Source organism: Pseudomonas sp. NPDC089428, from assembly GCF_044749325.1.
In the GTDB taxonomy this organism is placed as follows: Bacteria; Pseudomonadota; Gammaproteobacteria; order Pseudomonadales; family Pseudomonadaceae; genus Aquipseudomonas.
On record NZ_JBIVHT010000031.1, the window covers coordinates 1 to 24,246 of the forward strand.

The following is a 24,246-nucleotide window of genomic DNA, read 5'->3' on the forward strand; positions in this document are numbered from 1 at the left end:
GTCGAAACCCCGGCAGTGCCAGGCACCGACGACCAGGTCGACGTCAACTACAGCGTTGAGGAGCAAGCCTCCGGCTCGATCACCGCCAGCGTCGGTTTCGCCCAGAGCGCCGGCCTGATCCTGGGTGGTTCGATCAGCCAGAGCAACTTCCTCGGTACTGGCAACAAGGTGTCCATCGGCCTGACCCGCTCGGAATACCAGACCAAATACAACTTCGGCTTCGTCAACCCCTACTTCACCGAAGACGGCGTGAGCCTGGGTTACAACCTGTTCTACAGCAGCACCGACTACAGCGACTACTACGATAACGGAGTGTCCTACTACGCCATCAACAGCTACGGCGCAGGTGTCAGCTTCGGCTACCCGATCAACGAGACATCGCGCCTGACTTACGGCCTGACCCTTCAGCACGACGACATCAACCCGGGCACCTACAGCGCCGACGAGATCTACGACTTCATCCAGCGCGAAGGCAAGAGTTTCAACAACCTCAAGGCCTCGATCGGCTGGTCCGAGTCGACCCTGAACAAAGGGGTACTGGCGACCCGGGGTCACTCCCAGGCCCTGACCCTGATGGCCACCACCCCCGGCAGCGACCTGTCGTTCTACAAACTCGACTACAACGGCCAGACCTTCCTGCCCGTAAGCAAGGACACCACCCTGCGCCTGCACACCACGCTGGGCTACGGCAACGGCTACGGCGCTACCGACGGCCTGCCCTTCTACGAGAGCTACACCGCGGGTGGCCAGGGCTCGGTACGCGGCTTCAAGGACGGCACCCTCGGCCCGCGCAGCACCCCGGCCACCGGTACCTACGCGAGCGCCGGCCAGGCTTATTACTCCGACCGCGACACCGACGTGCTCGGCGGCAACATCCTGGTCACCGGCGGCGCCGAGTACATCTTCCCGATGCCGTTCATCAAGAACCAGAGCCAACTGCGCAGCTCGGTGTTCGTCGACGCCGGCAACGTCTATGCCGACACGTGCTACCTGTCCACCACCCAGGGCTGCGGCAACGTCGACCTGAACCAGCTGGCGGTATCGCTGGGCGTGGGAGTGACCTGGTACAGCCCGATGGGGCCACTGAGTTTCAGCCTGGCGGCGCCGCTGAAGAAACCGGACAACGCCGAGACGCAGATCTTCCAGTTCTCCCTGGGGCAGACCTTCTGAGTCAGCGCGCACAAATTACCGGTTTTTACCCTCGCTTAACCCAAGTTGACAGTCACCTTGCCTAAGCTGAGATCTATATGAACATGCCTTGCAGGTAACCCCATGCCTCCCTTCGCCCCCACCACCCTGGCTTCGGCATTGCACGACGACAGCCCGGCCTCGCTGCCAGACCTGGTGCAGCAGCGCCTCAGTAGCGTGTTGGGCCCTTGCTATACGGTGATTCTCGCCGCCAGCGGCGACAACGCCGGCCATTACCACTTGGCCATCCAGCACAGCCAGAGCGGCCTGTCGCTGGAAGACAACGGCGTCATCGGCCCGGGCTTTGCCGAGCGCCTGCTAGCGCTCGGCAAGCAGGTCAAGACCATGCTCGAATCCGATACATTCGCCCGCATGAGCAGCGACGAGCCGACACGGCCACTGGTGTGGATCAGCGACACGCCAAGCCCGCCCGAGGCTTGATCGAATACGCTGGCGGCACGCCCGGTGTGCCAGCAGCCATTACCCAAGGATCAAGTGGTATGTTCTGCCAATATCTTGCGAATAATGTTGCTGCCGCACCGGAATTTCTCGGCACTTGCAATATATGTAAGATAATTCGCATCACCGCCAATACTCAAATTTCTTGTAACCATTTCACGCTGTAATTTGAAATATCTCTTTCATATATTCTCCTGCCTGCAAACTTGACGACTGCTTCCTACGGCCTTTTCCAATAACCGCCACCCGCTGCCTCGTCAATATGCGCCTGAACGGCAACAGCCTATCGAACAGGAGAATGGAACTATTGATGAAAACCCTGACAATCACGGTATTGCTTAGTACAACCCTGTTGTCCGGCTGCACATTCAAACTGGTTCAACCTCACGATGCGCAGCGCTACCAAAGCACCGAACAGTTCTACAAAAATGCGGCCACTCTCCTGCTCAAGGGGGAGCGCTCGAGCCCTGTAAACCTGCCGCAACTGGATGTGATAACTACCGAGCAAGCCAGGCAACACCCTGGGCACTACAGCCATTTCCAGGCTGATTACGATTCTCTGTTGATCGAAAGCAACGCTCTCATACTGCGATCGCTGGCCAACAGCGGACAGATCAGTGCCACCGGCAAGCAGATACATGCCAAGGCCGAGCGACTGCTCAGCCGCAAGCTCAGTACCGAATGCGACAAGCTGCAGCGCGACTTTCCGGATGCCGACCTGACCACACGCAACTATATCGACCTCCAGTGCCTGGTCAGCAAATGGCAAAACGACCACGCTCGCAGCCGCGCGCAAATTCTATCCGCGCTCACGTGGCAAACCCGGCAGCAGACGCTGTTCCACGGCATTCTTGCCATACAGTCTGCCGAGATGAGGGCACAACATCCGATTGGAGAAATGTGATGAGCACTATTATCAACGGCGTTGATTTTGATGTTGTCACAGCAGACGCCATCAAGGCAGTTAAAGCTGTTATTCAGGAAGACTGGCCAGCGCTCCAAGCCACAGTAGTGAGCCTTGGCCAGCGGATGGCCAGCAATGCATTGTTTGTGCAACGCCAACTGGCCGACGGCAAATTGGATGCAGCAGGCGCCGACGCGTTATTGCAGGATCAGACAATAATCGCCCGCATGCATTTGCGGACCTTTGCAATTATCACGTTACAACTTGCCGACGCCATACTCGACGCGATGGTGAACGTATTCAAAACAGCAATCAATCGTGCGCTTGGCTGGGACCTGCTCTAGGTCGACTACTAAGGATCCCGAACCATGGACAGTCAAATTCGCTCTGCAGAGCTGCTGGTCAAAAATGTGCTTTCCGATCCAGAGGCCCTTCAGAAAATACAAAATGACCCGGAAACCGCACTCAAGGCACTCAAGGAGGAGGCATTACAGCAGTTACCACGCCTGCGCCCACCGAACGATACCACCACCAACCGCCTGTGGATCGTCATCGTCGGGTCTTTCGCAGTGGTCATGCTGTACTCCGTCTGGGTACTCGGCAGTGGCGTGAACCAGGCAACGCTTGCCACGCCCGTGACCAAGTCCGACACCATCCTCACCGTGCTGATGACCGTCATCAGCTTCCTCGCCGGGCTACTGTCACCGAGCCCGGTGACTTACAAGTAAAGCCTCGCAGGCCTGGGCCACAGCCACTGTTGACAATTAAAGTGCTGAGCTGCTTGAACTTTTCCGCGTTTACCGGTCTATCTGGACATGCTCAAGCGAGCGGTATGCGCGGCCTCCAAGGGCGCGCAACCGCATGTTCATCGACAACCTTGGGGGTTGCCTAGGCTCATGAAGTTCACTATTCCGAGACTGCTGTTTGCCAGCCTGTTCGCCCTGGCGGCCATCGGCTCTGCGTCCGCCACGCAGATGCACACCACCCCTGCGGCACTGGCCACTGAAACCATCGCTCACGCGCCGGCCAAAACCGCCCAGAGCCCCTGGCCAAACCTGGCCAGCATCGCCGATGGCCAGCCAGCGTCGCTGCTCGCCCATGATGATGACCGCTACTGGCGCGACGGCCGCTGGCATTACCACAGCGAAGACCGCCGCCGTGAGGAATGGCGCCGGGCCCAGTGGCGCCGCGAGCAGGCCCGCCGCGAAGCCGAGCGCCGTCACGAGTGGGAGCGCCGTCACGATCACGACCGCGCCCACCATTACGATGACCGCCGCTACTATCGCCGCTGAGGCCCTGGGCGTCATAACCGATCGCACATGACCAACAGGCCGAAGCCGGCCTGGTCGCAGCGGGTGCCGAGCACCACGCCCTGGGCTTTGAGGCTGAGCAAGAGCGCAAGGCCTTGGGCCTCGATGGCGCTGGGTGCGACGCCGGCAGCCTCGGCCAGCGCCGCCAGGTGCTCGCGCCCGCTCAGCGGCTGGTCCTGCAACGCCACCAACAGGGCATGGGCCAGCGGCGCAAGGCGCGAAAAGGTCACCTTGTGGCCTGCACCTCGGTGGGCCAACAGCAAGGTCGGCTCGGCGGGTACCTCACCCGGCAGATGCTCCGGCCCGATATGGCTGACCGGCCAGGCATAGGCCAGCGGCACGGCGAGGCTGGACAGCACAGGGACGCCATCGAGCAGATCACCTTCAGGGTCATGCTCAGGTTGGTCGGCATCGCTCAGCAGCAATGCGGTCTCGATCCATTCGTAATGGGCAAGTTCGGCGATCCAGCCGGGCTGATCGGTTCGCCCCTGCAGGTACTCGACCCATTCGCCACCCACTTCTGTGAACAGCGGCGTCTGGCAGCGATGGTTGGCATAAAAGTCTTCGCTCAACCCCTGCCAGTGCTCGGCGGCCAGGCTGGCATGCAGCACCGGGAAGCTGCCGGCCAGCAGCGACTGCAGGTTGCCGAAGAACAGTTGCCGGTACACCGCCAGGCGCCGAGCGTCGACGCCAGGTGGCGGTGGATTGGCCAGCGGATCGCGGATATGGCCTGCCATGCACAGTTGTTGTTCGCGCAGCGACTCAGCCATGGCGCACCGCCCGGGCCTGCGCCGTGGGTTGCAGGCTGCGGATGTGCTCCACCTCGGCCAGCAGTTCGGCCAGCGGTGGCAGGTTGAAGTCGCGCTCGAGCAAGGTCGGCACCGGCCCCAGGTGCTGGTAGGCGCTGGCCAGCAGGCCCCAGACATCGGCTTTGACGCTGGCGCCGTGGGTATCGATCTTCAAGTCTGGCGCTTCGTCGTAGTGCCCGGCAACATGCAAGCAGACCACCCGCTCGGCCGGCACCTGGGCCAGGAATTGCGCGGCGTCGTAGCGATGGTTGCAGGCATTGACCACGATGTTGTTGATGTCCAGCAGCAGGTCGCAGTCAGCCTCGCTCAACACCGCCTGAAGAAACTCGATCTCGCTCATCGCCTGATACGGCGCGGCGTAATACGAGATGTTCTCCACCGCAATGCGCCGGCCAAGGGCATCCTGGGCCTCGGCAATCCGCCGGGCAGTATGGCGCACGGCTTCGTCGGTGAAAGGCAGCGGAACAAGGTCGTACAGATGGCCGTCATCGGCGCAGTAGCTCAGGTGTTCACTGAACAGCGGTACCTGATGACGGTCGAGAAATGCGCGGATCTGGCGCAGGAAGCCATGGTCCAGCGGTGCCGGGCCACCCAGCGACAGCGACAGGCCATGGCAGGCCAGCGGATAGCGCTCGGCCAGTTGCGCCAGGCCTTCGCCGAAGGCGCCACCCACACCGATCCAGTTGTCCGGGGCGCATTCGAGAAAGTCCACGGCGCCGGCGTCCATGTTCAGCAGTTCAGGCAACAGCGCGCGGCGCAAGCCCAAGCCCGCGCCCTGCAGGGAAGAAGAAGGGTTCATCGGCATGCTCCTTGTGGTGCAGCGCCCTCCCCGGCCCGCGCCAGGGGAGGATGCCACCGTGGGTCAGTTCTTCGCCTGGCTCAGCTTGCTGTACAGGTCTGTCGGGAATGGATTGCCGTTGGCGTCGAACTGGTGCTTGCGGAACTGGTAGACCTCGGCCTCGGAAAGGTAGCCGTCGTGGTTGGCGTCGATCGCATCGAACTCGGCGCCGGCGCCCGGGGCGACCGCCAGCAGTTCGGCGCGGGACACCCGCCCGTCATGGTCGGCGTCGGTACGGGCGAACGAAGCGTCGCCACACTTGCCTTCACCGCATTTACCTTCGGCCTGGGTGGCCTTGGCCTTGGCACCGCTGGCGCCGCACTTACCCTCGCCGCACTTGCCTTCGGCCTGGGTGACTTTGGCCTTGGCGCCGCTGGCGCCGCACTTGCCTTCACCACATTTGCCTTCCCCGGCCTTTTCCGCAGCCGCCAGTTGGTAGCCTTGTGGCAGTGCTTCGACGGCAAAGGCGGAGGAAGCCAGGTTGATCCCGCCCACCAGGGCGATGCCGAGCAGGCCGAGACGGGTCTTGTTGGGGAACTGGATACGGGACATGGTGTTTCTCCTGATAGTCATACGGTGATGCCACATGGGCGAAAGAGCCAGGGAACGCAGGCCGTAGGGCGTGTTCGTTCGGGCTGGCTCATTTGGCCCCAGGCATGTATCCCGGGCGTATCAGGAGAGCGAAGGATTTGTAAGCGAGTAGCGGTGGCAGGCGCATTGATACAAAGCGATACACGCGCCTGCCTGGCGTGCAGATGTCAGCGGCGGTCCAGCAACCTGGCAAGGGCGAAAGTGGCGACCACGGCCAGTACCACGGCACCGGCAATGGCCGGCACGCTGCCCCACTGCTCGATGAAGCTGTTCACCGTCAGATAGAAACCCAACACGCCTACGCCGCCAATGGCATTGCCGCGCACGATTGCGCCCAGCTCATGGTGCCCACCCTGAACATGGGCGAACACCGCCAGCGGCCAGGCAATCACCGGGATCGGCGCCAGCAGGCCGCTGGCCACCGGCCCCAGCCACTCGGCGCTGGCGGTGATCGCCACCAGCAGCGCAGTGGCCGTGAGCATGCGCATCGGGATCACCCAGCGCGGCAGTTGCACCACCTTGGCGTTGCCGCTGGGTGCCGGTTGCGAGGTGACGACGATGATCAGGCTCAGCAGCGCCAGCGTCACCACCACCGACAACGCCAGCCAGCCCAGATGGCTCATCAGTGCCGCCGTGGCGGCATACACCGCCAGCGCGGCGATGCAGCCAGGCAAGGCGCCGATCCGCCGCGTCACCAGGTAGTAGAACAAGTAGGTTGCCTGGACCGCCGCCAGGCCGGCCAGTGCCCCAGGCACTGCCTGCAGGGCAAAGCCCGGGCCCTGTTCGAGGCTGAGAAACAGCACGACCAGGGCTGATGTGACCGGCAGCCCGGAGAGCAGGCCGCCGATTTGCGTACCCCAGCGCTTGGCTGCCAGCGAGATGGCCAGCATGAGCGTGGGGGTGATGAGAAACTTGAGGTAGAAGGCAGTCATGGGGAGCTAGCGCATTTCGATAAGGAGGGAGGCCAGGTGCATCGGCGCCCCCATGCTAAACGATGCACACTGGCTTTTCGCGGTTTTCTCAGCGGCCCGGCTGCGCGATCTCGGCCATCACCTCGGCCCGCGTGGTCACGTTGCCGAAGTGATGCTTCCAGAGGTCGATACCCAACTTGCCCGAGCGATCCAGCGATGAGCCGACGGTCAGGTCGGTCACCAGCGTCGGGCACAGCCCGGCATCGAACAGCGCAAAGCCTGCTGCCAGCACGCAGGTTTCGGTCTGCATGCCACACACCAGCACGCGCTCCACGCCCAGTTGCCTGATGTGGGCGAGGGTCTCGGCGGTCTGGCCATAGCCATGCTTGATGAACACCTGGTCCACTTCGACCAGGCACTCGTCTTCAGCGGCCGGGTGCCAGCCGAGCTGGCGCTGGAACGGCGTCACCTGCTCATCGTGCAACTCGACCGAGGCGATCGACGGAATCCTCGCTGACAACAGACGAATCCCGTCCACCAGCCACTCGGGGGGGCTGAAGGTGGACTGGACATCAACGATGAGCAGAACCTGCTGCATTAACGACTCCTGAATGCTCAAAACGGCCGCGGAGTATATCTGCTTCACAGGCCGCTGGTGGAACCTGCCCGGCACTGTGTATGCTGGCCACGCCCGAGCCCGATGCACCGGACGCCCCTATGCCCGTTGACCTGCAAGCACTTTACCCCAAGCTGATCCAGCTGATGCTGGACACCGTGTTCGTGGTCGACCGGGACAACACCATCGTGTTCGTCAGCAATGCCTGCGAGGCGTTGCTCGGTTATCGCGCCGACGAGCTGATCGGCACCCCGATCACTCACTACATGCACCCCGAAGACCTGGAAACCACCCGGGCCTCGATCATCCGGGTGATGAACGGCCAGCCGCACTGTGACTTCCGCAACCGCTACCTGCGCAAGGACGGTGGCGTGGTGCACATCCTCTGGTCGGCCTTCTGGTCCGAAGAGGTCGGCGCGCGCATCGGCGTGGCGCGCAACGTCACGGCGCTCACCCAGGCCGAGCAGGAGTTGCGCTTCCTGGCCCATCATGACCCGCTGACCCGGCTGTGCAACCGCTCGCTGTTCAACGAGCGGCTGGCCAGCGCCCTGCGCCACGGGCGGCCGTTTGCCTTGCTGTTTCTCGATATCAATGACTTCAAGGGCATCAACGATGTGCACGGGCATGCCATCGGTGACCAGGTGCTGTGCGCCGTGGCAAGGCGCCTGGAGGGTTGTGTCGGCCAGCAGGACACAGTGGCGCGCATCGGCGGCGACGAGTTCACCGTGCTACTGACCGAATTGAACTCGGCAGGCGCGGTTGCCGAAAAGATGGCCCAGATCCTCGCCGCCATGGCCGCGCCACTGGCCAGCGCGCAGCGTGCGCTGCCCATGCCGTCCTGCAGCATCGGCGTGGCCTGCTACCCGGCCGACGGCGCAGACATCGACACACTGCTCAACTGCGCCGACGACGACATGTACCGCAAGAAGCGGCGCCGTTCCGTGGCCGGATAAACCACCGCCGGTAATGGCTGCCGGTGAGGCACCCACTGTGGCATGCTTTGCGCCCCGCACCACAGGCCCTCACAGGTACCCCGCCATGACCCAAGCCACCGACCAGGCATTCTACGACCGCGCCGATGCGCATATCGACCTGGCCAACCAACAGCTCGATACACTCGCCGACATCGGCAAGGTCAGCGCCTCGATGACCTTTGCCGCCAGCCGCTTCAGTGCCTGGCTCAGCGCCCGCAACTTCAAGTCGGGCGCCGAAATGGCCGCCGCGCGCGAAGAAATCCTGAAGTACTTCAGCGAACAGTACCGGATGATGCTGGAGGACAACGTCGACGAATACATCGAGCAATTCGACCGCTACGTGCTGGGCAAGGAAAGCTGAGCCTCAGACCCTGAACCGCCCCACCAGCGCCGTCATCTCCCCGACCAGCCCGGACAACGCCTGGCTGGCCTCGCTGGTTTGCTGCGCCCCCGCCGCCGAATAGCTCGACAGCTCACGGATGTTCAGCAGGTTGCGGTCCACCTCGCGCGCCACCTGCGCCTGTTCTTCAGCTGCGCTGGCGATCACCAGGTTGCGCTCGTTGATCTCGCCGATGGCGCTGTAGATACCTTCCAGCACCTGGCCCGAGGCCAGGGTGACGTCGAGGGTCGACTGGGCGCGGCTGGTACTGGCCTGCATCGAGGCAACTGCCGCTTCAGTGCCCTGCTGCACACGGCCGATCATCTGCTCGATTTCCTGGGTCGAGGCCTGGGTCCGGTACGCGAGCGTGCGCACTTCATCGGCCACCACGGCAAAGCCGCGCCCGGCATCGCCGGCGCGCGCCGCCTCGATGGCGGCGTTGAGCGCCAGCAGGTTGGTCTGCTCGGACACCGAACGGATCACCTCCAGCACCTTGCCGATATCCCGGACCTGGCCGACCAACTGCTCCAGGTGGGCGCTGCTGGCCTGGATCTCTTGGGTCATGGCCTGTGTGCCATCGATGTTGTCGCTGACTTGCCGACGGCTCTTTTCCGCCAGCTGATTGGACTCTTGGGTGGCCTGGGAGGTGCTGACGGCATTGCGCGCCACCTCCTCCACCGCCGTGGTCATCTCGGTGACGGCGGTAGCCGCCTGCTCCAGTTCCTGGCCCTGCTGGCGCAAGTTGCTGGCGCTTTCTTCGGTAACCGTATTCAGTGCGCCCGCCGCGTCGGCAAGTTGCCGGGTGCAGTCACTGATCTTGCCCAAGGTATCGCGCTGGCTCTGCTGCATGCGCTGCAGCTCATGGAACAGCTGGCCGATCTCGTTGCGCCGATGCACCTCGACCGGCACGCTCAAGTCGCCACCGGCAATCCGCTGAAAGTGCCGGCCGGCCTCGCGCAGCGGGTGCAGCACACGCTGCGCGATGAACGCCCAGCACAAGCCGGCGAGCAGCACGGTCACCGTCAGCAGTGCCAGGCTCAGCAGTTGTGCGCGCTCCAGGCGGCGGTCGGATTCCAGCATGATCTGCTGGCTGCGCTCGCTCAAGGCAGCAACCAGTTGCTGGCGCAGCGCCTGCAGCTGGCCCATGGCGTTGCCGGCGTCGATGTTGACCTTGAAGTACTGCTCCAGCGAGCGTTGGCGCGTGGCTTCGCGCTGCCCTTGCACCGCCTTGGCATACTCGCCGAAGGTGGCTTGCAGCGCTTGGGCCACCGCATGCAAGCCAGGCTCCTGCACGTTCTCGACAAATTCATCGACCAGCTTCTGGCTCTTGTCGTTGAGCTCGACAGACATCGCCATGCGCTTGTTCGCGCTCTCGTCATGGCCGCCCAGCTGCTCGATGAAACCTGAAGACACGTTGGCACTGGAACGGATCGCCATCAGCAGTGCGTTGTTCAGCCGGTCGGACTGGTGTGCGGTCTGGTCCAGTTCGCTGATCTGCTCGTCGCTGCCCAGTGCCGCCCGCCAGGCACTGATGGTGGAAAACAGCAAGGTCAGGCTGAACAACAACAGCACCCAGAACATTCCGGTACGTATCTTCAGGTCGGCAAACATGCGGGCAGAGCTCCTCTAGTGCGTGTTGGCGCCACCTGTGGTCGACGTTTCGACGGTGGCTGAGCAGCTATCGGAGTTGCCGTTGCAGGCTTGAGGGCGCAAAGGCGACTTGTGTTCGGTAATCGAACGGATGTTGCTTGCGACTCAGGGCTGCAACGCCGGTGCCGCATTGCTCTGCCCTAGCCGCTCGTCATAACGCAACAGGCGCCCGGCATTGGTCAGCACCCACAGCGTGCTGAGGTTGTGCAGCAGCGCGGCGACCATGGCGCCCGCCGCGCCCAGCAGGCCGAAGGCGGCTGCGACGACGATCGCCAAGGTCCAGCCCAGGCCGATCAGCACATTCACCTGGAGTGTGCGTCGGCACTGGCGGCTGAGGCGAATGCAGGTGGCCAGGCGCCGCAGGTCGCCGTTGATCAGCACGATATCCGCTGCGGCCAGTGCGATGTCGGCACCGTTGGCGCCCATGGCCACCCCCACTACGCCGGCCTTCAGGGCCAGTGAGTCGTTGATGCCGTCACCCACCACCAACGGGCGGAAACCCAGCTGCAGCTCCTGGTTGACGTGGTGCATCTTGTCTTCCGGCAGGGCTTCAGCCACCACGCGGGTCATGCCGACCTGTGCGGCAATGGCTTCGGCGACACGGCTGCGGTCACCGGTCAACAGCAACTGACGCTGCAGGCCAAGCTCGCGCAGCTGCTGCATGGCCTCTGCAGACTCTGCACGCACGTTGTCGGCCAGCAGCAGCCAGGCGAGGAATTGCCCGTTCAGCGCCAGGCCGGCAATCGGGCCGTCATGCTCGGGCACTGGCGGCACCTGCATGCCTAACTGGCGGAACAGCTCCGGGCGCCCCAGGGCTGCTTCACCCTCGGCGGTGTGCGCGACCACGCCAAAGCCCTGGCGTTCGTGAATGTCCAGCAGCGCCAGGTGTTGCTCATGCGGCACCAGCGCCGCGAGGGCCCGGCTGACCGGATGGCTGCTGGCGGCGCCGAGGCTGGCCGCGAGGTTGACGATAGCGGCCTGGGGCATTGCCGCCGCGGTGCCGACCACGCTGCGCAGGCGCAGGTCGCCGTAAGTCAGCGTGCCGGTCTTGTCGATCACCAGCGACGACAGGTCGGCCAGTTCCTCAAGAAACGCCGAACCGCGAATCAGGATGCCATGCCGGGCAGCCACGGCAATCCCCGCCACCGCCGTCGCTGGCGCCGACAGCACCAACGCGCACGGGCAGGCCGCCACCAGCACGGCCAGCATGGCCTGGGCATCGCGGGTGACGAACCAGGTCACTGCGGCAATCAGCAAGACCAGTACCAGGTAGCGCCCTGCGTGGCGTTCGAGCAGCCGGGTGATGGGCGGCTTGGCTTGCTCGGCGCGCTGCATCAGGGCGATGACCTTGCCCAAGGTCGAGTCATCGCCCACCCGGGTAACCTCTACCCGCAGCAAACCGTCGAGGTTGATCGAGCCACCATGGATATCCATGCCACTGGCCACTTCCAGCGGCACCGCCTCGCCGGTGATGGGCGCGGTATCGAGGCTGGCCTGCCCCTGCAGGACACGGCCGTCGGCCGGCACACGGTCACCGGCGCGCACCTCGACCTGGTCGCCTGGCTTGAGGCTGGCGTTATCGACCTCGCGCACCTGGCCATTGGCATCGATCAACCGCGCATGGCTGCGGGTCAATTGCCCCAACGCGGCAATGGCCTCCTGCGAACCCAGCACGCTGCGTTCTTCGAGCATGTGGCCGAAGATCATGATGATCGGCAGCAGTGCCGCGGTGACCAGGTCGCCGGTTGCCCAGGCACCCAACATGGCCAGGGCGATCAGCTGATCGGTGAGGCCATGCAGGCTGGGATGCAGCAGGCTGTACCAGGCCGAGCGCAGCACCGGGACGGCCACCAGCAACGAGGCGCCGCCCAGCAGCAGCTGGCTGACGCCCTCTTGCGTGGGCGCCAGCCAGCGCCAGACCAGCCCCAGCCCCAGCAGGCCCAGGGCCAGCATCGCCAGGCTCAGTTGGCGCGCGGCAGTGCGCTGCTCGGCCTGCGACAGCAGGCCGGACGTGAGGTGGGTATGGGCATGGTGATGATGCCCGTGACCATGACAAGCGTGAGTACTCATCGCGAGCAGCTCCAGAAAGGGGAATAAGGCGTGGCACTCATTGCGCGGGGCCCTGCAGGATCATGCGCCCGGCGTCATCTTTGTTGACGGTGGTGACCGACCCGGCCCGCGCCAGTATCGCCGGCACCCGCTCGCGGTACAGGCGCAGCAGCAACTGCGGATCCTGCTGCTGGCTCAAGCCAACGATCGTCGCGGTAGCGGCCTGGGCACGGGACAGCCGTTCGCTGGCTTCAGCCTCAGCTACCTGCACGGTGCGGTCGGCGGCCTGGGTGGCCTGCTGCAGTTGCCGAGCAGCCTCATTACGGGCCTTGGCCACGGCCTGTTCGGCCTGCTGGCTGGCGGTGAGCACTGCGTTGAAGGCGCTGACGGCCGACCATGGCAACGACGACTGGATGTCGACCCGCACCACCTCGATGCCCAGGCTGGCACCCGCCTCACGCAACCGCGCCAGGCTGCCATTGATGCCCTGCTGCAGGTCACCGCGCAGGCGCTCGCGCTGATCGGCCAGACGGGCGTCGCCGCCGACCAGTTCCGGTCGCGCGACCAGGATGGCGTCCATGTCGCGCGAGGCGCAGATTTGCACGGCGTTACGCTCCACCAGGCGATCCAGCGCCGGCTGCACATGCTGCCCCTGGCGCGCGTAGGCGTAAGGGTCACTCACCGTATAGAACACCCGCACGTCCAGCTGCACGGCCCCGGCATCGCCGGTCAGCAGGTAGCCAGAGCCTGCCGTGGCATCGCTGGCCAGCGTGCCGTCCTTGTCTGATTTCTGCGCAAGCTCCGAGCGCAGCAACAACTCGACCCGGCGTTCGGTCACCCGCGCTGCCGAAGGCAACATCACCACCTGCTCGAACGGCTCAGGCCAGGCCAGCAGCAAGCCTGCGTTCTGGATGCGCTGCTCGGCCCCCAGGCGCAGGACCACCGCACGGTTTTCCGGCCCGACCTGACGCACGTTGCCGAACAGCCAGCCCACTGCCGCCAACAGCGCCACCGCATACAGCGCCAGAAAGCCGATGCGCCCCGATTGCAACCAGGGCCCCGTCGGCAGCCTGGCCGCCAACTGCTCAGTGCTGGCCATGGTCAGCCCCCGCAGGCAGCACCGGCCCCTCGACCAAGGCGCGGAACGGCGCCGCGTCGGTACGCAACACCAGTCGCGTGCCAGGGTTGATGACCGTGCCGAGGGTGTCGAGCGAACGCAGCAAGGTGTAAAGCTGCGGCGCACTGGCATAGGCCTTGCCGTAGATGTCCGCCGCCTGCACCTGCGATTGCGCCTGGATCTGCGCGGCCTTCACGCTCGCATCGGCCTGCAGGATGCGGGCATCACGCTCGGCGGCCGACTGGATCTCGGCCGCCTTGCGCTTGCCTTCGGCAGTGCGTTCGGTCGCGATGGTCTCGCGTTCGGCACGCATGCGGTCCACCGTGGCTTCAAGGGTGACCTTGGGCAGGGTCAGGCGCTCGATGCCCACTTGCACGACGTGCACCCCATAGCTGTTGATCAGTTGCTGCTCGATCTGCTCGCGCAGGCGTTGCTCGAAGCCATCGATGCGCACCTTGCTGGCATCGACATTGACCAGGTCAGCCAGTTCGAAACCGCTGGCCGTGGTTTCCAGGGCCGAGCCCACCAGGGTGCGGATCTGCCGCGCGGCCTCGTCGGGCTGGTTCTGCACCGCGCGCATGAACAACTGAATGCTCTGCGGATCTGCCCCCACCTGCCAGGCGACATAGGCCTGGACGATGATGCGCAGGCCATCCCGCGTGCCGACATCCTGCAGCCCGCTCGACGTGGTGCGCAGGCGCAGATCGACCGGCACGGCGGCTTCGAACGGCACTGGCCAACGCCAGTTGAGCCCCGGCTCGATCAGTACCCGCGACGGGTTGCCGAAGCGCGTGATGACGGTTGCTTCGCCGACACGAACCTGCACGAAACAGGCCGTCGCGGCCATGATCAGCACCAGCAGCAACGCGATCCCGACACGCAGCCAGGCGGGACGGGCTGGCTCATGAGTATCGGCATGATCATGGTCGTGGTCGTGGTCGTGGTCGTGGTCGTGGTCGTGGTCGTGGTCGTGGTCATGACCATGGGCGGTATGGGAATTCACGGGTTACGCTCCTGGGTACGGCCGGATGCGGGTTTCTGCTGCGAAGGGTCGATGGGCGCTGCATAGCTGCGCAGGTCCAGGGTCGGCGCCTGGTTCGCCGCCAGGCGGTGATCGATGATCAGGCTGCTTGCGTGCGCCATGCCTTGGGTCAGCCGCTGCAGGTACTGTTCGAGGATGAATGCCTGGCCGGCGTGCAGCCAGGCGGTGTGCTCGGCATCGAAGCGCAAGGCGGCGGTGTCGGCGCTGGTCTGCGTTTCATGGGCTTCGGCGGTGGCCTTGTCGGTCAAGGTCGTGGCGCCCTGCCGGGCTTCGTCAAGCTTCTGCGCGGCCTGCCCTCGGTCACGGGCGACCAGTGCCTGGGCGGTGATCTGCGCCGCCTGTACGGCATGGTAGGCGTTGGCTGCACCGGCTGGCGGGTGGATCGCCTCCACCGAGGTCGCCAGCAGCTCCACCCCGGTGTCCATGCGGTCGAGGTCGGCCTGCACCGCTTGGCCGATGTCACGGCCGAGCGCGGCACGTTCGGCCCCCAACAGACCATCCAGCGAACGAACGGCAAAATCGTGGACCAGCACGCGGTTGGCCACGCTGCGCAGCAGTTGCTCGACGTCAGCCGTGTGATAGGCCGCCGCCAGGGCGGCCGCGTCGCTCAGGCCGATACGGTAGATGAAGCGCACATCCATGTTGACGATCTGAAACCCCTGGCGCCCGCCATCGGCACCGGCGATCACCTGGGAGTTTTCGCTCAGGTGAGTGGCGTCCCACAGCCGGTTGGCCGTTGCCGGCGGCGCACCGTCGGCAGCCACCAGGGGTTCGCTGACACCCTCGGCCGTTGTGGTCGCCAATTCATGGATGATGCTGTTGTCCACCCACAGCACCTTGCCAAATGGCCAGGGCAAGCCGGCATGCAAGCCCGGGGGATACACTGCCACAGGGTTGCCAAAGCGTTCGTAGACCCCGCGATTGTTGGTCGGCACTTCGACGATGCCGGTCAGCAACCAACCGACCAGCGCCACCAGTGCCGCCACCGGCAGGAACGCCCGGCGCATGAAGGCGAACGCCCATACCTGACGCAGGTCGATGCCCAGGCGCTGGTGCAGTTCATCCTGCAGCACGGCCAATGGCCGCGGTGGCCATTGCAGGAAGTCACCCGCCAGGCTGCGTGCCACCAGCGCCGGCTCTTCGCCCGGGCGTGAGGGGCGGAACATCGCCAGCACGGCACGCATCAGCATTTCGAGCGCTGCCAGGCCAGGCAGCACACCGATCAGCACCGCCAGGCGGGCCGGCCAGAGCCGCTCACCGTCGACACAGACCAGGCAGGCAATGGTCAGCACCTGCACGGCAATGACCAGCCGCAACGTCGCGGCAAGCGCCTCGGCCTCGGGCCAGGTCGCCTCGCTTTCAGCCATCAGGTGGCGCTCAAGCACCACCAGGCTGAACGCGACAACGGCCAGCAGGCCGATGGCAACCCAGGTCACTTGCCCAGCTACCGCCGGGGTCGGCAGGTCAAAGCGCCAAGCCCCTCTCACCAGCAGCAGTGCCAGACCCGCCAGGCCAACGAGCCAGGGTGTTTCTGCGCCCAGCCTGTGCCATTGCCGGCGGCAGGCGTCGCCGACCTGCCGGCACCAGCGATCGAAACGGCTGAGCGACTCAGGCTCCACGGTTTCGCCTGCGGCGCGCCAGAACATCAACGGGACGGGCACCTGGCCCATGGCCGTCGCACGCCAGCTGGCCACCCGCCAGGCCGACTGCGCTGCGCCCGCCAGCAGCAACAGCATGGCGCCATTGACCGCGAGCAGGACCAGCCAGTGCGAGTCAGGGCTGAACAGCCCGATCAGCCCCTGCATGACCGCCAGCAGCGCTACGCCCGCCAACGCCAGGTACATCAGCAACATCAACTGGCGCGCATGAACCCTTGCACGCTGAAATCGCGGTAAACCATCGAGGTCGGCGGCCTCGGTGTCTAGATCGACTCTCATTAGGACTCCAGGAAATACCAGGCTTCGCAAGTCATGAGCCGAACGAGCTGACGGCAACCGACGACGAGCGCCGTAACGTTATAACGACAAACGTAAAAAAATTGTCGCAAAACGTAAAAACCGCTGAATCAGTTCAAGTCACCCTCGATGATGATCAGTTCGCGACGATAGGCACGCAGTGCCCACACCTTCGCTTCGGCATACGCCGGGTCCTCGTAGCACGCCTTGGCCAAGGCATAACTTTCAAACTCGACAGCCAATACCCGCGTACTGCTGTGCCCCTCCACCAGAGCCCCCGGCGCAAGGCTTTTGAGCGTTGCGCCGTACTGCTCGGCGATGGGCCTCCACAACCGCCCATATTCTTGCTGAGCCTGGGTGTCGGTGACAGCAGCCCCCAGGATGATCCAGTAACCTTTCATCAATCAGTCCTTCTTCTTTTGTTGGTCGGCACATTGATTTCAAGGCGCGAGCCAGGCAGCTTGCCAGTCGCCTTGCCGGCGCTCGAAGCGCGCCCGCTGCTGAACGGGCTGCGCAAGGTCCAGCCATTCCAGGGCGGTGGCCTCGATTCGCAGCATTGCAAAGTGCTCGAAGCCATCCACGGTGATTGCGCAAGCGCTTTCAGGGTTTTCAATCACCGCCCCCGGCACAGCGCCATGGCGGAACAGCGCCTGGGTCTTGTCACGCGCCGCACACCAGCAGCGTTGAAGCTGCTCGGGATCGTCCACCAGCCTGGCCAGTCCCTGCAGGCGAACCTGCATCACGCCGCAAGGGCTCAATGCGGTCACCGCCACCCGTGGCTCAGCGGTTATCTGAGCGCACTTGGCCGAACGTTTGTCCACGTAGAAAATCAAGGCACCCGCACCGGCATCGGCGCTGCGCAGCACCACCGTTCGGGACACCGGCCAGCCTTGCTGGTCAAGCGTCGCCAACTGCATCAGCCTGAAAGGGTTGCGTACCGGGCCGACCGGGATTGCCAACTGCGCCCAGATACGCTGGAGCAGATCGTCCAGCATGGGAAACTCCCTGATCCATGAAGTGAAGGCCGCAGCCACCCAGGCTGCGGCCAGGGACGATCAGACGCTGCGCGTCACGCCACCGTCGACCTTGATGTTCTGCCCGGTGATGTAGGCAGCACCGTCGCTGGCGAGGAAGGCGATGGTGGCGGCAATCTCTTCACTGGTGCCATAGCGCTTGAGCGGTACGCTGTCGCGGCGCTGCTCAGTGGCCGGCAGGCTGTCGATCCAGCCTGGCAGCACGTTGTTGATGCGCACGTTATCGCCGGCGAAGTTGTCGGCGAAGATCTTGGTGAAGGCGGCCAGGCCCGAGCGGAACACAGCCGAGGTGGGGAACAGGTCAACAGGCTCGAACGCCCAGGCAGTGGAGATGTTGATGATCACCCCACCCTTCTGCTTTTGCATGTAAGGCGTCACCAGCCGCGTCGGGCGGATGACATTGAGCAGGTAGGTGTCCATGCCCTTGTGCCAGTCCTCGTCGCTGATCTCCAGGATCGGTGCGCGCGGGCCATGGCCGGCGCTGTTGACCAGCACGTCGATGCGCCCCCACTTCGCGACCACGGCATCCACCAGCCGCTGCAGGTCTTCGACCGACTGGTTGCTGCCGGTGACGCCGATGCCACCGAGTTCGGCCGCCAGCGCCTCACCCTTGCCCGAAGAGGACAGGATGCCGACCTTGAAGCCATCAGCCGCCAGCCGACGTGCCGCGGCCGCGCCCATGCCGCTGCCACCGGCGGTGATGATTGCCACTTTCTCTACAGACATGTTGCCTCCTTCGTTGATGAAACTGCGCTGTTGCAAGTGTCATCACACTAGCAGCGATCCGCTGAACGAGAGAGGCAGGTAAAGTTCGTCTAGCCAGTAGATTATCTTTCGTCTACCTGACCTTTGAGCCATGCCCTGACAAGGCCCAGCGCTGGCGCCTCCTGCGCCTTGCGTGGCCACACCAGGTAGAACGCCTTGTCCAGCCGCAGCTGCTCGGAGAACACCTGCTGCAACCTGCCGGCAGCGATGTCGTCCTTGACGAAGGCATAGCTGGCCAGGGTGATGCCCTGCCCGCCTATGGCGGCGTCGATGGCCAGCGAGGTCTGGTTGAAACGCACATTCTTCGATGTCGGCTTCGGGTGCCCAGGGAACAAGGCGGCCGTGAACTGCGGCCAGAAGTTGTGCCCGTCGTGCAAGGCGACATAACCCTCCAGGGCGGCAAAGCTCTCAGGCTTGCCCATTGCAGCCAGCAATGCCGGGCTGGCCACGGCGACGATGCGTTGTTCCATCAGCAGCTCGGCGTTCAGCCCACCACCGAACGGCGGTTGCCCGTAGCGCACGGCGATGTCGACGCCATCGGTATGGAAGTGCGAAAGACGGTCGCTGGCCAGCAGGCGCAGATCGATGTCGGGATGGGCCTCGGCGAAGTGGCCGAGCCTTGGAATCAGCCATTTCGACGCAAAGGTCGGGGTCACGCTGACGGTGAGCTGGGACGGCGCCGGGCGTAGCAGCCGGGTGGCTTCATCGATCATCACCAGGGCGCTGCGGATGCTTGCCGCATAGCCACGCCCGGCATCGGTCAGGCCAACGCCCCGCGGCAGGCGCTCGAACAGGCGCACCTGCAGGCTGGCTTCCAGCCCGCGCACCTGCTGGGCGACAGCTGCCTGGGTCACGCCCAGCTCCTCGGCGGCGAGGCGAAAGTTGAGCTGGCGCGCGACCACTTCGAATACTCGCAGCGCATTGAGTGACGGCAACCCGGGGAAACCTGCAGGCATGGGAATGGAATTTCTATCGGCCAAGGTCTCCCGAGGCTACCGCCATCACCGTGGGTTTGGAAGCGCTGCCGCTCGCCGATCCATCGCAAAGGCCCCGACTAGGGGTATCCTGCCCCCGAGGCTGGGTTTCAGGGTTTGCAACGCCAATACAGGGTGACCGCCACCCCATCCACGGCCAGCACAGTCGCGACAACGAAGTACATGAAGTAGTGGTCGTGCATGAGCATTGGCCAATCCCCTGCCAGGTCAGGTTTACAGCATTGCGAGCAATTCCTGTTCCAATGGTGCACAAGGAGCAACGAATGTTTTCATCTGAACGGCTGAAGGGGCTCGACGTGTTCGTCGCCGTCGCAGACCTGGGCAGTTTCACTGCAGCAGCCGAACGGTTGAACCTCACCGGGTCTGCGGTGAGCAAGAGCGTGGCGCGCCTCGAGCAACGCCTGGGAGCACGACTGTTCAACCGTACTACCCGCACCCTGGCGCTGACCGAGGCGGGTGTCACCTTCTACCGTACCTGCACGTCGGTACTGGCCGACCTGGAACAGGTTGAACATGCGCTCAGCGCCGAGGGCGATGCGCCTCACGGCAAGTTACGAATAGACCTGCCGGCCTCCTACGGCCGGTTGCATGTACTGCCGCTGATCCTGGATTTCATTCACCAGCATCCGCTGCTGCAACCGCACATCTCGTTTACCGACCGCTTCATCGACCCGGTACACGAAGGCATCGACATCGTCGTGCGCATCGGCGGCCCGGATGCCTGGCCAGCCGGCCTGGGCCACCAGTATTTCGGTGCGCAACGCCTGATCTTCTGCGCCGCACCCGGCTACCTTGCACAGCACGGTACCCCGCAAAGCGCGCGTGATCTCGATCAGCATCATTGTGTCGGCTATGGGCACGGCGACGGCCAGGTCAGCCCCTGGTTCTTCAAGGGCCGCCAGCCGGGGGAGATGGAGCGGCGCACGCTGCAGGCGCGTATCGCCGTCGGTGATGGCGAGGGCGAGGTAGCCGCGGTGCTCGCCGGGCATGGTATCGGCCAACTGCCGACCTGGCTGACCCAGCGGCACCTTGACCAGGGCACGCTGGTCGAGGTGTTGCCCGAGCTGGCAACGGACGGCCTGCCCATGAACCTGGTATGGCTGAAAAGCCGCGAGAACCAGCCCAAGGTGCGCGCACTGCTGGACTACCTGCTGCCAAGGCTGACACCCCATGGCAGCCAGCCCGCCGATAGCAGTAGGCCCTAGCGCTCAGGCGCGAGCTTGCGAACGGCCAGTGCCAGCAGCAGCGCGAGCAGCGCTACGGCAGCGGCCATGTAACCAAGGTAGCCGATACCCAGTTTCGACAGGGTCATGCCGCCGACGATGGCTCCCACGCCAATGCCGGCATTGGCCGCCGAGACATTGGTGGTGCCCGCCAGCGCCTGTGCGTGGCTGACCGAACGCATGACCCGCACCTGGCTGATCGGGTAAAGCGCGGTATTGGCGATGCCCCACAGCCCGAGCGCAACACAGAACAGCCAGCCGCCCTGGGCCAGCGCAGCCGTCGCGGCCATGCCCAAGGCCAGCAGCACGAGGAAGCCAACGGTGGCGTTGATCGGCGAATGGTCGACGACCCTGCCGCCAATCCAGTTACCGACCAGGCCAATGGCGCCAAAGCCCATCATCCACCAACCAACATCGGCCGGGGCCACGCCTGCGGCACGCTCGAGGATGTCGGCCAGGTAGGTGTAGGCAATGAACATGGCACTGAACACCAGCACAGAGAGCAGCACGTTGGCCAGGAAACAGGGTTCTTTGAAGATCCGCGCCTGCTTGAGGAAATCCACCTTGGCCGTGCGCGCTACGCTCGGCATGCACAACCACATGGCCGCCGCCATGATCAATGAAAGCCCGGCGAGCAGCCAGAACGCCCCGCGCCAGCCGATCGCACTGGCCGCCACGGTACCCAGCGGAATGCCCAGCAGCATGGCTGCCGAGATCCCCAGGTAAACCCTTGAGATGGCTTGCCCCGCTCGCTGCGGCCCGGCCAGTTGCGCGGCGGTCTCACTGGCTGTGCCCCAGAACACCGGCAAGGCCAAGGCAGGCAGCACACGGGCAACGGCCAGTACCCAGAAGCTGCTTGAGGCGGCGGCAACGGCGTTGGCTGCGGCGAACAGCAGCAGGATCGCGATGAACAGTTTTTTCCGTTCCAGGTGCGACAGCGCCGCTGTCAGGGGTGGGCCGAAAAGCATTACGGTGAAGGCGAACAGCGTGACCAGTTGCCCGGCAACGGCAATCGAAATGTCCAAGTCCCTGGCCAGCGCGGGGAGCAGACCGACGATCAGAAACTCGGTGGTGACGATGAGAAAGGCGGAAAAGGCCAGGATCGCGATACTGATTCCTGCGCCTTTGGAGGTGGAAGCAACCGGTACGGTTGTTTCGTAGGCAGACATTGGGAAGCTCCGATTAATGGCCTTCCAGTTTATTCATTCCCAAATACCGAATTATTGGCGAATTGTCATTTATCAGTGGAATTCAATTCATCAATGTCCCGGTCATCGAGAGACAGGCACCCAGCCAGAACCACGGGCCTTCTGCGCAGCGTCGATCAGCTGATAGTTGCGATTGCGCAGCGCAGTGTTGCTGCCAACTCGCTGGTTGGAGCGTACCGCCAGCACTTCAGCCTGGTCATACTGCCCCTGCTCCAGGCGCAGCACGCCCAGGTAGTGCAACGTGGCTGGGTTGCCCGGCTGGATCTGCAGCGCACGTTCCAGCGTGGCGGCGGCCTGGTCGAGCTTACCCTCTTCATACTGGCGCGAGGCGGCCTCGATCAGCTGGGTCGAGGCTTTGTTGCTGCGCGCCGGTGCCGAGTAGGAACCTGCCAGCACGCCTTGGCAGGCGACGGCGCTGAACAACAGGAACAGTGCTGACAGCAGGCGCTGGGTCGGCATGGGGGAGGCACTCAAGAGGACAAGGAAGCGTCAGACGGATTCGGCGAGACGCTACAGACCAGGCCCGCAGCATGAAGTTCCCGAGGTACAATGCGCGACCTACGCTGCACACCAGAGATGGACAATGAACCGCCAGAAGAAACTCAAACAGTTGCTCAAGGCCCACCAGAAAAAGGCCAATGCCAAGCTGGCGCCCAAGAGCAACAAGCCCAAGTACATCAGCAAGGCCGACCGACTGAAACTTGAAACCGAGGCCAAGGCTGCTGGCACCGATAACCCGACCGAGCCAAGCCCGACGGCCTAGCCGTTTGCCCGTGCGCCGGCTTGAGCCTGGGCACTGGCAACGGCCTGAAGCCTGGTCTGCTCAATGCGCCATGCCAAGCTCGGCATCATCCATCAGGGCCTTGGCCATCGCGCTCAGGTAGTGCGAAGCCCAGATCAACATCGGCTTCTCGTCCATCAAACCGAGGATAGTCAGTTCGCGCACATAGCCCATCAGTTCCGAGGCTTGCTCGCGGGCATCGCGGCAAGGGATGCCGGGTTCGATGCGAAACAGCGGGTGGGTCTGGTTTTCACCTTGGTAGAATGTGGTCTTGCCGACCGTGCATTGGGTGTCGTCTGTGGTCATTGCTCAATCTCCCTGAAAATTCTCGAATGCCTGGGCGGGCCTCATCGCGGATAAATCCGCTCCTACAAAACCGCGCATTACCCAAGGCCTGTGGCGCACCTGTAGGAGCGGATTTATCCGCGATTGGCCAGCCCAGCCAGCACATCACTCAAACCTCAGTGCAAAGTCCGAGGCCCGCTGGGCATCTGCACCTGGATAAGCGCTGACTCGAGCAAAGCCCGCAGCGCTTCCATTTCATGCATCGAGGCCATCATCAGGATCGACGCCGGTGACTTGGGCTGCAGCAGAAATGCCTGATGCACCACAGTCGTCGCGCACAGGGCATAGTCCGTGGCCTGGATCAGGGTGTCTTCAAGGGAATGAATATCGTGGGGTGGATCGGGGACAATCTTCAACATCGCATAGTACCTTTTGTGGGCTTCCCCCTCGAATGCTGTCAAACACTCGGGTGGCAGCTGTACATGGGTTGACAGACCGGCGGACTATGCAAGTTCCGGCGCACGCAAGCGTGCCCCACGTACAGCCGCCATATCAGGCGAGCCACATGCATAATACCGTTACGGCCTGTCAAAGCCGTGTCGCTGATGAGCAGCGACACGCCGAGACTAGAGCCCTGCCAGAGCGGCCGCAACGGAAAATGCGGGGGAAGAGTATCTTTGGGAAATGGACTACAAGAAAGGGGAAAAATCTGATCATTTCCAAACGGTTTGTACACACCCGCGTGGCATACCACTCAGCCTTCGACTATGCCCCCGAACCTGAGGCCCCTTGGGTCAGCTTGGCGTGAATGTTCAGCTCTTCGGCGATGAACGCCGAGATCATGGCCCGGTACACCTGTTCCACAACCGCTGCCGAAGCACCCACCTCCTCGGCCATGTCACGCACCTTGGCGTCGTAGCGACGAACCACGGCGATGGACCGCGAAGCGGCCACACTAGCCAGCGACTGATATACAGGCTGTAGAACACGAATGGCTGCATCGACCCATAGCGGACGACGCATGCCTAAGGTTTGCGTGGTGCCTGGTGTGTTTGCCTTGGGGTATGTAGCGCCTATCAGATCGAGCGCCGCCCGCGCGGCGCATCGCGGATAAATCCGCTCCTACATTTGTTGCAACGTGCCGAACCTGATAGGCCATGGTT

At 63.8% G+C, this 24,246-nt stretch carries 29 protein-coding genes; 10 read left to right on the top strand and 19 right to left on the bottom strand.

What is annotated here, in order from left to right:
• From bamA to ACIPZ5_RS27475, 6 genes are all read left to right on the top strand, one after another.
• Window positions 1-1,170, top strand: a 1,170-nt coding sequence (gene bamA / locus ACIPZ5_RS27450; RefSeq protein ID WP_400811707.1) for an outer membrane protein assembly factor BamA, incomplete at its 5' end; no start/stop codon positions are given.
• A 102-nt stretch (window positions 1,171-1,272) separates the two neighbouring features.
• Window positions 1,273-1,629 carry a hypothetical protein gene (locus tag ACIPZ5_RS27455; RefSeq protein ID WP_400811710.1) on the top strand — a complete coding sequence of 119 codons (357 nt, stop codon included), beginning with the start codon at window positions 1,273-1,275 and terminating at the stop codon, window positions 1,627-1,629.
• Window positions 1,630-1,957: 328 nt separating this feature from the next.
• Complete coding sequence (locus ACIPZ5_RS27460; RefSeq protein WP_400811711.1) at window positions 1,958-2,551, top strand: hypothetical protein; 594 nt, start codon at window positions 1,958-1,960, stop codon at window positions 2,549-2,551.
• Window positions 2,551-2,895 carry a hypothetical protein gene (locus tag ACIPZ5_RS27465; protein WP_400811713.1) on the top strand — a complete coding sequence of 115 codons (345 nt, stop codon included), beginning with the start codon at window positions 2,551-2,553 and terminating at the stop codon, window positions 2,893-2,895. Before ACIPZ5_RS27460 ends, ACIPZ5_RS27465 begins: the two co-directional genes overlap by 1 nt.
• Before the next feature lie 24 nt (window positions 2,896-2,919).
• Window positions 2,920-3,279 carry a hypothetical protein gene (locus tag ACIPZ5_RS27470; protein ID WP_400811716.1) on the top strand — a complete coding sequence of 120 codons (360 nt, stop codon included), beginning with the start codon at window positions 2,920-2,922 and terminating at the stop codon, window positions 3,277-3,279.
• Window positions 3,280-3,447: 168 nt separating this feature from the next.
• Window positions 3,448-3,843 (top strand): hypothetical protein, encoded by a 396-nt coding sequence (locus ACIPZ5_RS27475; protein WP_400811719.1) that lies wholly within the window; start codon window positions 3,448-3,450, stop codon window positions 3,841-3,843.
• 11 nt (window positions 3,844-3,854) lie between these two features.
• On the opposite strand, the gene ACIPZ5_RS27480 is transcribed toward ACIPZ5_RS27475, so the two are convergent.
• From ACIPZ5_RS27480 to ACIPZ5_RS27500, 5 genes are all read right to left on the bottom strand, one after another.
• Window positions 3,855-4,631 carry a DUF2063 domain-containing protein gene (locus tag ACIPZ5_RS27480; protein WP_400811722.1) on the bottom strand — a complete coding sequence of 259 codons (777 nt, stop codon included), beginning with the start codon at window positions 4,629-4,631 and terminating at the stop codon, window positions 3,855-3,857.
• Window positions 4,624-5,469 carry a DUF692 domain-containing protein gene (locus tag ACIPZ5_RS27485; protein ID WP_400811725.1) on the bottom strand — a complete coding sequence of 282 codons (846 nt, stop codon included), beginning with the start codon at window positions 5,467-5,469 and terminating at the stop codon, window positions 4,624-4,626. The genes ACIPZ5_RS27480 and ACIPZ5_RS27485 overlap by 8 nt, the downstream gene beginning before the upstream one ends.
• A gap of 63 nt (window positions 5,470-5,532) precedes the next feature.
• Window positions 5,533-6,060: a hypothetical protein gene (locus tag ACIPZ5_RS27490; protein WP_261944028.1), complete on the bottom strand. Its 528-nt coding sequence runs from the start codon at window positions 6,058-6,060 to the stop codon at window positions 5,533-5,535.
• 206 nt (window positions 6,061-6,266) lie between these two features.
• Entirely contained in the window at window positions 6,267-7,031 is a 765-nt protein-coding gene (locus tag ACIPZ5_RS27495) for a hypothetical protein (protein ID WP_400811727.1), read from the bottom strand.
• A gap of 88 nt (window positions 7,032-7,119) precedes the next feature.
• Window positions 7,120-7,608, bottom strand: coding sequence for an isochorismatase family protein (locus tag ACIPZ5_RS27500; RefSeq protein WP_400811729.1), 489 nt, complete (start codon window positions 7,606-7,608; stop codon window positions 7,120-7,122).
• A gap of 119 nt (window positions 7,609-7,727) precedes the next feature.
• Here ACIPZ5_RS27500 and ACIPZ5_RS27505 point away from each other — a divergent pair, with 119 nt between their 5' ends.
• A complete protein-coding gene (locus ACIPZ5_RS27505) occupies window positions 7,728-8,579 on the top strand; it encodes a sensor domain-containing diguanylate cyclase (protein WP_261944025.1) in 852 nt (283 codons plus the stop codon).
• 85 nt (window positions 8,580-8,664) lie between these two features.
• On the top strand, window positions 8,665-8,961 hold the full coding sequence (locus ACIPZ5_RS27510) for a DUF3144 domain-containing protein (protein WP_261944024.1): 297 nt from the start codon (window positions 8,665-8,667) through the stop codon (window positions 8,959-8,961).
• Between the two features lie 3 nt (window positions 8,962-8,964).
• Here the strand turns inward: ACIPZ5_RS27510 and ACIPZ5_RS27515 are convergent, their stop codons facing one another.
• The 9 genes from ACIPZ5_RS27515 to ACIPZ5_RS27555 form a co-directional block, all read right to left on the bottom strand.
• Window positions 8,965-10,590 carry a methyl-accepting chemotaxis protein gene (locus tag ACIPZ5_RS27515; protein ID WP_261944023.1) on the bottom strand — a complete coding sequence of 542 codons (1,626 nt, stop codon included), beginning with the start codon at window positions 10,588-10,590 and terminating at the stop codon, window positions 8,965-8,967.
• A gap of 144 nt (window positions 10,591-10,734) precedes the next feature.
• Window positions 10,735-12,699 (bottom strand): heavy metal translocating P-type ATPase, encoded by a 1,965-nt coding sequence (locus tag ACIPZ5_RS27520; RefSeq protein WP_400811734.1) that lies wholly within the window; start codon window positions 12,697-12,699, stop codon window positions 10,735-10,737.
• Window positions 12,700-12,736: 37 nt separating this feature from the next.
• Window positions 12,737-13,777, bottom strand: a complete 1,041-nt coding sequence (hflK, locus tag ACIPZ5_RS27525; RefSeq protein WP_400811737.1) for a protease modulator HflK — start codon at window positions 13,775-13,777, stop codon at window positions 12,737-12,739.
• Window positions 13,764-14,798, bottom strand: a complete 1,035-nt coding sequence (gene hflC, locus ACIPZ5_RS27530) for a protease modulator HflC (protein ID WP_400811739.1) — start codon at window positions 14,796-14,798, stop codon at window positions 13,764-13,766. Before hflC ends, hflK begins: the two co-directional genes overlap by 14 nt.
• Window positions 14,795-16,774, bottom strand: coding sequence for an SPFH domain-containing protein (locus ACIPZ5_RS27535; protein WP_400811741.1), 1,980 nt, complete (start codon window positions 16,772-16,774; stop codon window positions 14,795-14,797). Before ACIPZ5_RS27535 ends, hflC begins: the two co-directional genes overlap by 4 nt.
• 128 nt (window positions 16,775-16,902) lie before the next feature.
• Window positions 16,903-17,193 (bottom strand): DUF1330 domain-containing protein, encoded by a 291-nt coding sequence (locus tag ACIPZ5_RS27540; protein ID WP_400811743.1) that lies wholly within the window; start codon window positions 17,191-17,193, stop codon window positions 16,903-16,905.
• A 39-nt stretch (window positions 17,194-17,232) separates the two neighbouring features.
• On the bottom strand, window positions 17,233-17,787 hold the full coding sequence (locus ACIPZ5_RS27545) for a pyridoxamine 5'-phosphate oxidase family protein (RefSeq protein WP_400811746.1): 555 nt from the start codon (window positions 17,785-17,787) through the stop codon (window positions 17,233-17,235).
• 60 nt (window positions 17,788-17,847) lie between these two features.
• Window positions 17,848-18,552, bottom strand: coding sequence for an SDR family oxidoreductase (locus tag ACIPZ5_RS27550; protein ID WP_400811748.1), 705 nt, complete (start codon window positions 18,550-18,552; stop codon window positions 17,848-17,850).
• Window positions 18,553-18,653: 101 nt separating this feature from the next.
• Window positions 18,654-19,547 carry a LysR substrate-binding domain-containing protein gene (locus ACIPZ5_RS27555; RefSeq protein ID WP_400811750.1) on the bottom strand — a complete coding sequence of 298 codons (894 nt, stop codon included), beginning with the start codon at window positions 19,545-19,547 and terminating at the stop codon, window positions 18,654-18,656.
• A gap of 302 nt (window positions 19,548-19,849) precedes the next feature.
• Between ACIPZ5_RS27555 and ACIPZ5_RS27560 the strand changes: the two genes are divergently transcribed.
• Window positions 19,850-20,791, top strand: coding sequence for a LysR substrate-binding domain-containing protein (locus ACIPZ5_RS27560; protein ID WP_400811752.1), 942 nt, complete (start codon window positions 19,850-19,852; stop codon window positions 20,789-20,791).
• On the opposite strand, the gene ACIPZ5_RS27565 is transcribed toward ACIPZ5_RS27560, so the two are convergent.
• Both ACIPZ5_RS27565 and ACIPZ5_RS27570 read right to left on the bottom strand, forming a co-directional pair.
• Complete coding sequence (locus tag ACIPZ5_RS27565) at window positions 20,788-21,978, bottom strand: MFS transporter (protein WP_400811755.1); 1,191 nt, start codon at window positions 21,976-21,978, stop codon at window positions 20,788-20,790. The genes ACIPZ5_RS27560 and ACIPZ5_RS27565 overlap by 4 nt on opposite strands.
• A 102-nt stretch (window positions 21,979-22,080) precedes the next feature.
• Window positions 22,081-22,476 (bottom strand): tetratricopeptide repeat protein, encoded by a 396-nt coding sequence (locus tag ACIPZ5_RS27570; protein ID WP_400811757.1) that lies wholly within the window; start codon window positions 22,474-22,476, stop codon window positions 22,081-22,083.
• Window positions 22,477-22,600: 124 nt separating this feature from the next.
• On the opposite strand from ACIPZ5_RS27570, the gene ACIPZ5_RS27575 reads away from it, so the two are divergent.
• Window positions 22,601-22,780 carry a DUF2986 domain-containing protein gene (locus ACIPZ5_RS27575; protein ID WP_261944013.1) on the top strand — a complete coding sequence of 60 codons (180 nt, stop codon included), beginning with the start codon at window positions 22,601-22,603 and terminating at the stop codon, window positions 22,778-22,780.
• A 60-nt stretch (window positions 22,781-22,840) separates the two neighbouring features.
• Here ACIPZ5_RS27575 and ACIPZ5_RS27580 read toward each other — a convergent pair whose 3' ends face one another.
• The 3 genes from ACIPZ5_RS27580 to ACIPZ5_RS27590 form a co-directional block, all read right to left on the bottom strand.
• Complete coding sequence (locus tag ACIPZ5_RS27580) at window positions 22,841-23,104, bottom strand: DUF3077 domain-containing protein (RefSeq protein WP_400811760.1); 264 nt, start codon at window positions 23,102-23,104, stop codon at window positions 22,841-22,843.
• Between the two features lie 155 nt (window positions 23,105-23,259).
• Entirely contained in the window at window positions 23,260-23,502 is a 243-nt protein-coding gene (locus ACIPZ5_RS27585) for a hypothetical protein (RefSeq protein WP_400811763.1), read from the bottom strand.
• 346 nt (window positions 23,503-23,848) lie between these two features.
• A complete protein-coding gene (locus ACIPZ5_RS27590; RefSeq protein ID WP_400811766.1) occupies window positions 23,849-24,106 on the bottom strand; it encodes a hypothetical protein in 258 nt (85 codons plus the stop codon).
• Between the last annotated feature and the right edge of the window lie 140 nt (window positions 24,107-24,246).

Coding starts and splice junctions, on each gene's coding strand:
- ACIPZ5_RS27455 (WP_400811710.1), top strand. CDS start 1,273: ATGCCTCCCTTCGCCCCCACCACCCTGGCTTCGGCATTGCACGACGAC.
- ACIPZ5_RS27460 (WP_400811711.1), top strand. CDS start 1,958: ATGAAAACCCTGACAATCACGGTATTGCTTAGTACAACCCTGTTGTCC.
- ACIPZ5_RS27465 (WP_400811713.1), top strand. CDS start 2,551: ATGAGCACTATTATCAACGGCGTTGATTTTGATGTTGTCACAGCAGAC.
- ACIPZ5_RS27470 (WP_400811716.1), top strand. CDS start 2,920: ATGGACAGTCAAATTCGCTCTGCAGAGCTGCTGGTCAAAAATGTGCTT.
- ACIPZ5_RS27475 (WP_400811719.1), top strand. CDS start 3,448: ATGAAGTTCACTATTCCGAGACTGCTGTTTGCCAGCCTGTTCGCCCTG.
- ACIPZ5_RS27480 (WP_400811722.1), bottom strand. CDS start 4,631: ATGGCTGAGTCGCTGCGCGAACAACAACTGTGCATGGCAGGCCATATC.
- ACIPZ5_RS27485 (WP_400811725.1), bottom strand. CDS start 5,469: ATGAACCCTTCTTCTTCCCTGCAGGGCGCGGGCTTGGGCTTGCGCCGC.
- ACIPZ5_RS27490 (WP_261944028.1), bottom strand. CDS start 6,060: ATGTCCCGTATCCAGTTCCCCAACAAGACCCGTCTCGGCCTGCTCGGC.
- ACIPZ5_RS27495 (WP_400811727.1), bottom strand. CDS start 7,031: ATGACTGCCTTCTACCTCAAGTTTCTCATCACCCCCACGCTCATGCTG.
- ACIPZ5_RS27500 (WP_400811729.1), bottom strand. CDS start 7,608: ATGCAGCAGGTTCTGCTCATCGTTGATGTCCAGTCCACCTTCAGCCCC.
- ACIPZ5_RS27505 (WP_261944025.1), top strand. CDS start 7,728: ATGCCCGTTGACCTGCAAGCACTTTACCCCAAGCTGATCCAGCTGATG.
- ACIPZ5_RS27510 (WP_261944024.1), top strand. CDS start 8,665: ATGACCCAAGCCACCGACCAGGCATTCTACGACCGCGCCGATGCGCAT.
- ACIPZ5_RS27515 (WP_261944023.1), bottom strand. CDS start 10,590: ATGTTTGCCGACCTGAAGATACGTACCGGAATGTTCTGGGTGCTGTTG.
- ACIPZ5_RS27520 (WP_400811734.1), bottom strand. CDS start 12,699: ATGAGTACTCACGCTTGTCATGGTCACGGGCATCATCACCATGCCCAT.
- hflK (WP_400811737.1), bottom strand. CDS start 13,777: ATGGCCAGCACTGAGCAGTTGGCGGCCAGGCTGCCGACGGGGCCCTGG.
- ACIPZ5_RS27535 (WP_400811741.1), bottom strand. CDS start 16,774: ATGAGAGTCGATCTAGACACCGAGGCCGCCGACCTCGATGGTTTACCG.
- ACIPZ5_RS27540 (WP_400811743.1), bottom strand. CDS start 17,193: ATGAAAGGTTACTGGATCATCCTGGGGGCTGCTGTCACCGACACCCAG.
- ACIPZ5_RS27545 (WP_400811746.1), bottom strand. CDS start 17,787: ATGCTGGACGATCTGCTCCAGCGTATCTGGGCGCAGTTGGCAATCCCG.
- ACIPZ5_RS27550 (WP_400811748.1), bottom strand. CDS start 18,552: ATGTCTGTAGAGAAAGTGGCAATCATCACCGCCGGTGGCAGCGGCATG.
- ACIPZ5_RS27555 (WP_400811750.1), bottom strand. CDS start 19,547: ATGCCTGCAGGTTTCCCCGGGTTGCCGTCACTCAATGCGCTGCGAGTA.
- ACIPZ5_RS27560 (WP_400811752.1), top strand. CDS start 19,850: ATGTTTTCATCTGAACGGCTGAAGGGGCTCGACGTGTTCGTCGCCGTC.
- ACIPZ5_RS27565 (WP_400811755.1), bottom strand. CDS start 21,978: ATGTCTGCCTACGAAACAACCGTACCGGTTGCTTCCACCTCCAAAGGC.
- ACIPZ5_RS27570 (WP_400811757.1), bottom strand. CDS start 22,476: ATGCCGACCCAGCGCCTGCTGTCAGCACTGTTCCTGTTGTTCAGCGCC.
- ACIPZ5_RS27575 (WP_261944013.1), top strand. CDS start 22,601: ATGAACCGCCAGAAGAAACTCAAACAGTTGCTCAAGGCCCACCAGAAA.
- ACIPZ5_RS27580 (WP_400811760.1), bottom strand. CDS start 23,104: ATGACCACAGACGACACCCAATGCACGGTCGGCAAGACCACATTCTAC.
- ACIPZ5_RS27585 (WP_400811763.1), bottom strand. CDS start 23,502: ATGTTGAAGATTGTCCCCGATCCACCCCACGATATTCATTCCCTTGAA.
- ACIPZ5_RS27590 (WP_400811766.1), bottom strand. CDS start 24,106: ATGCGTCGTCCGCTATGGGTCGATGCAGCCATTCGTGTTCTACAGCCT.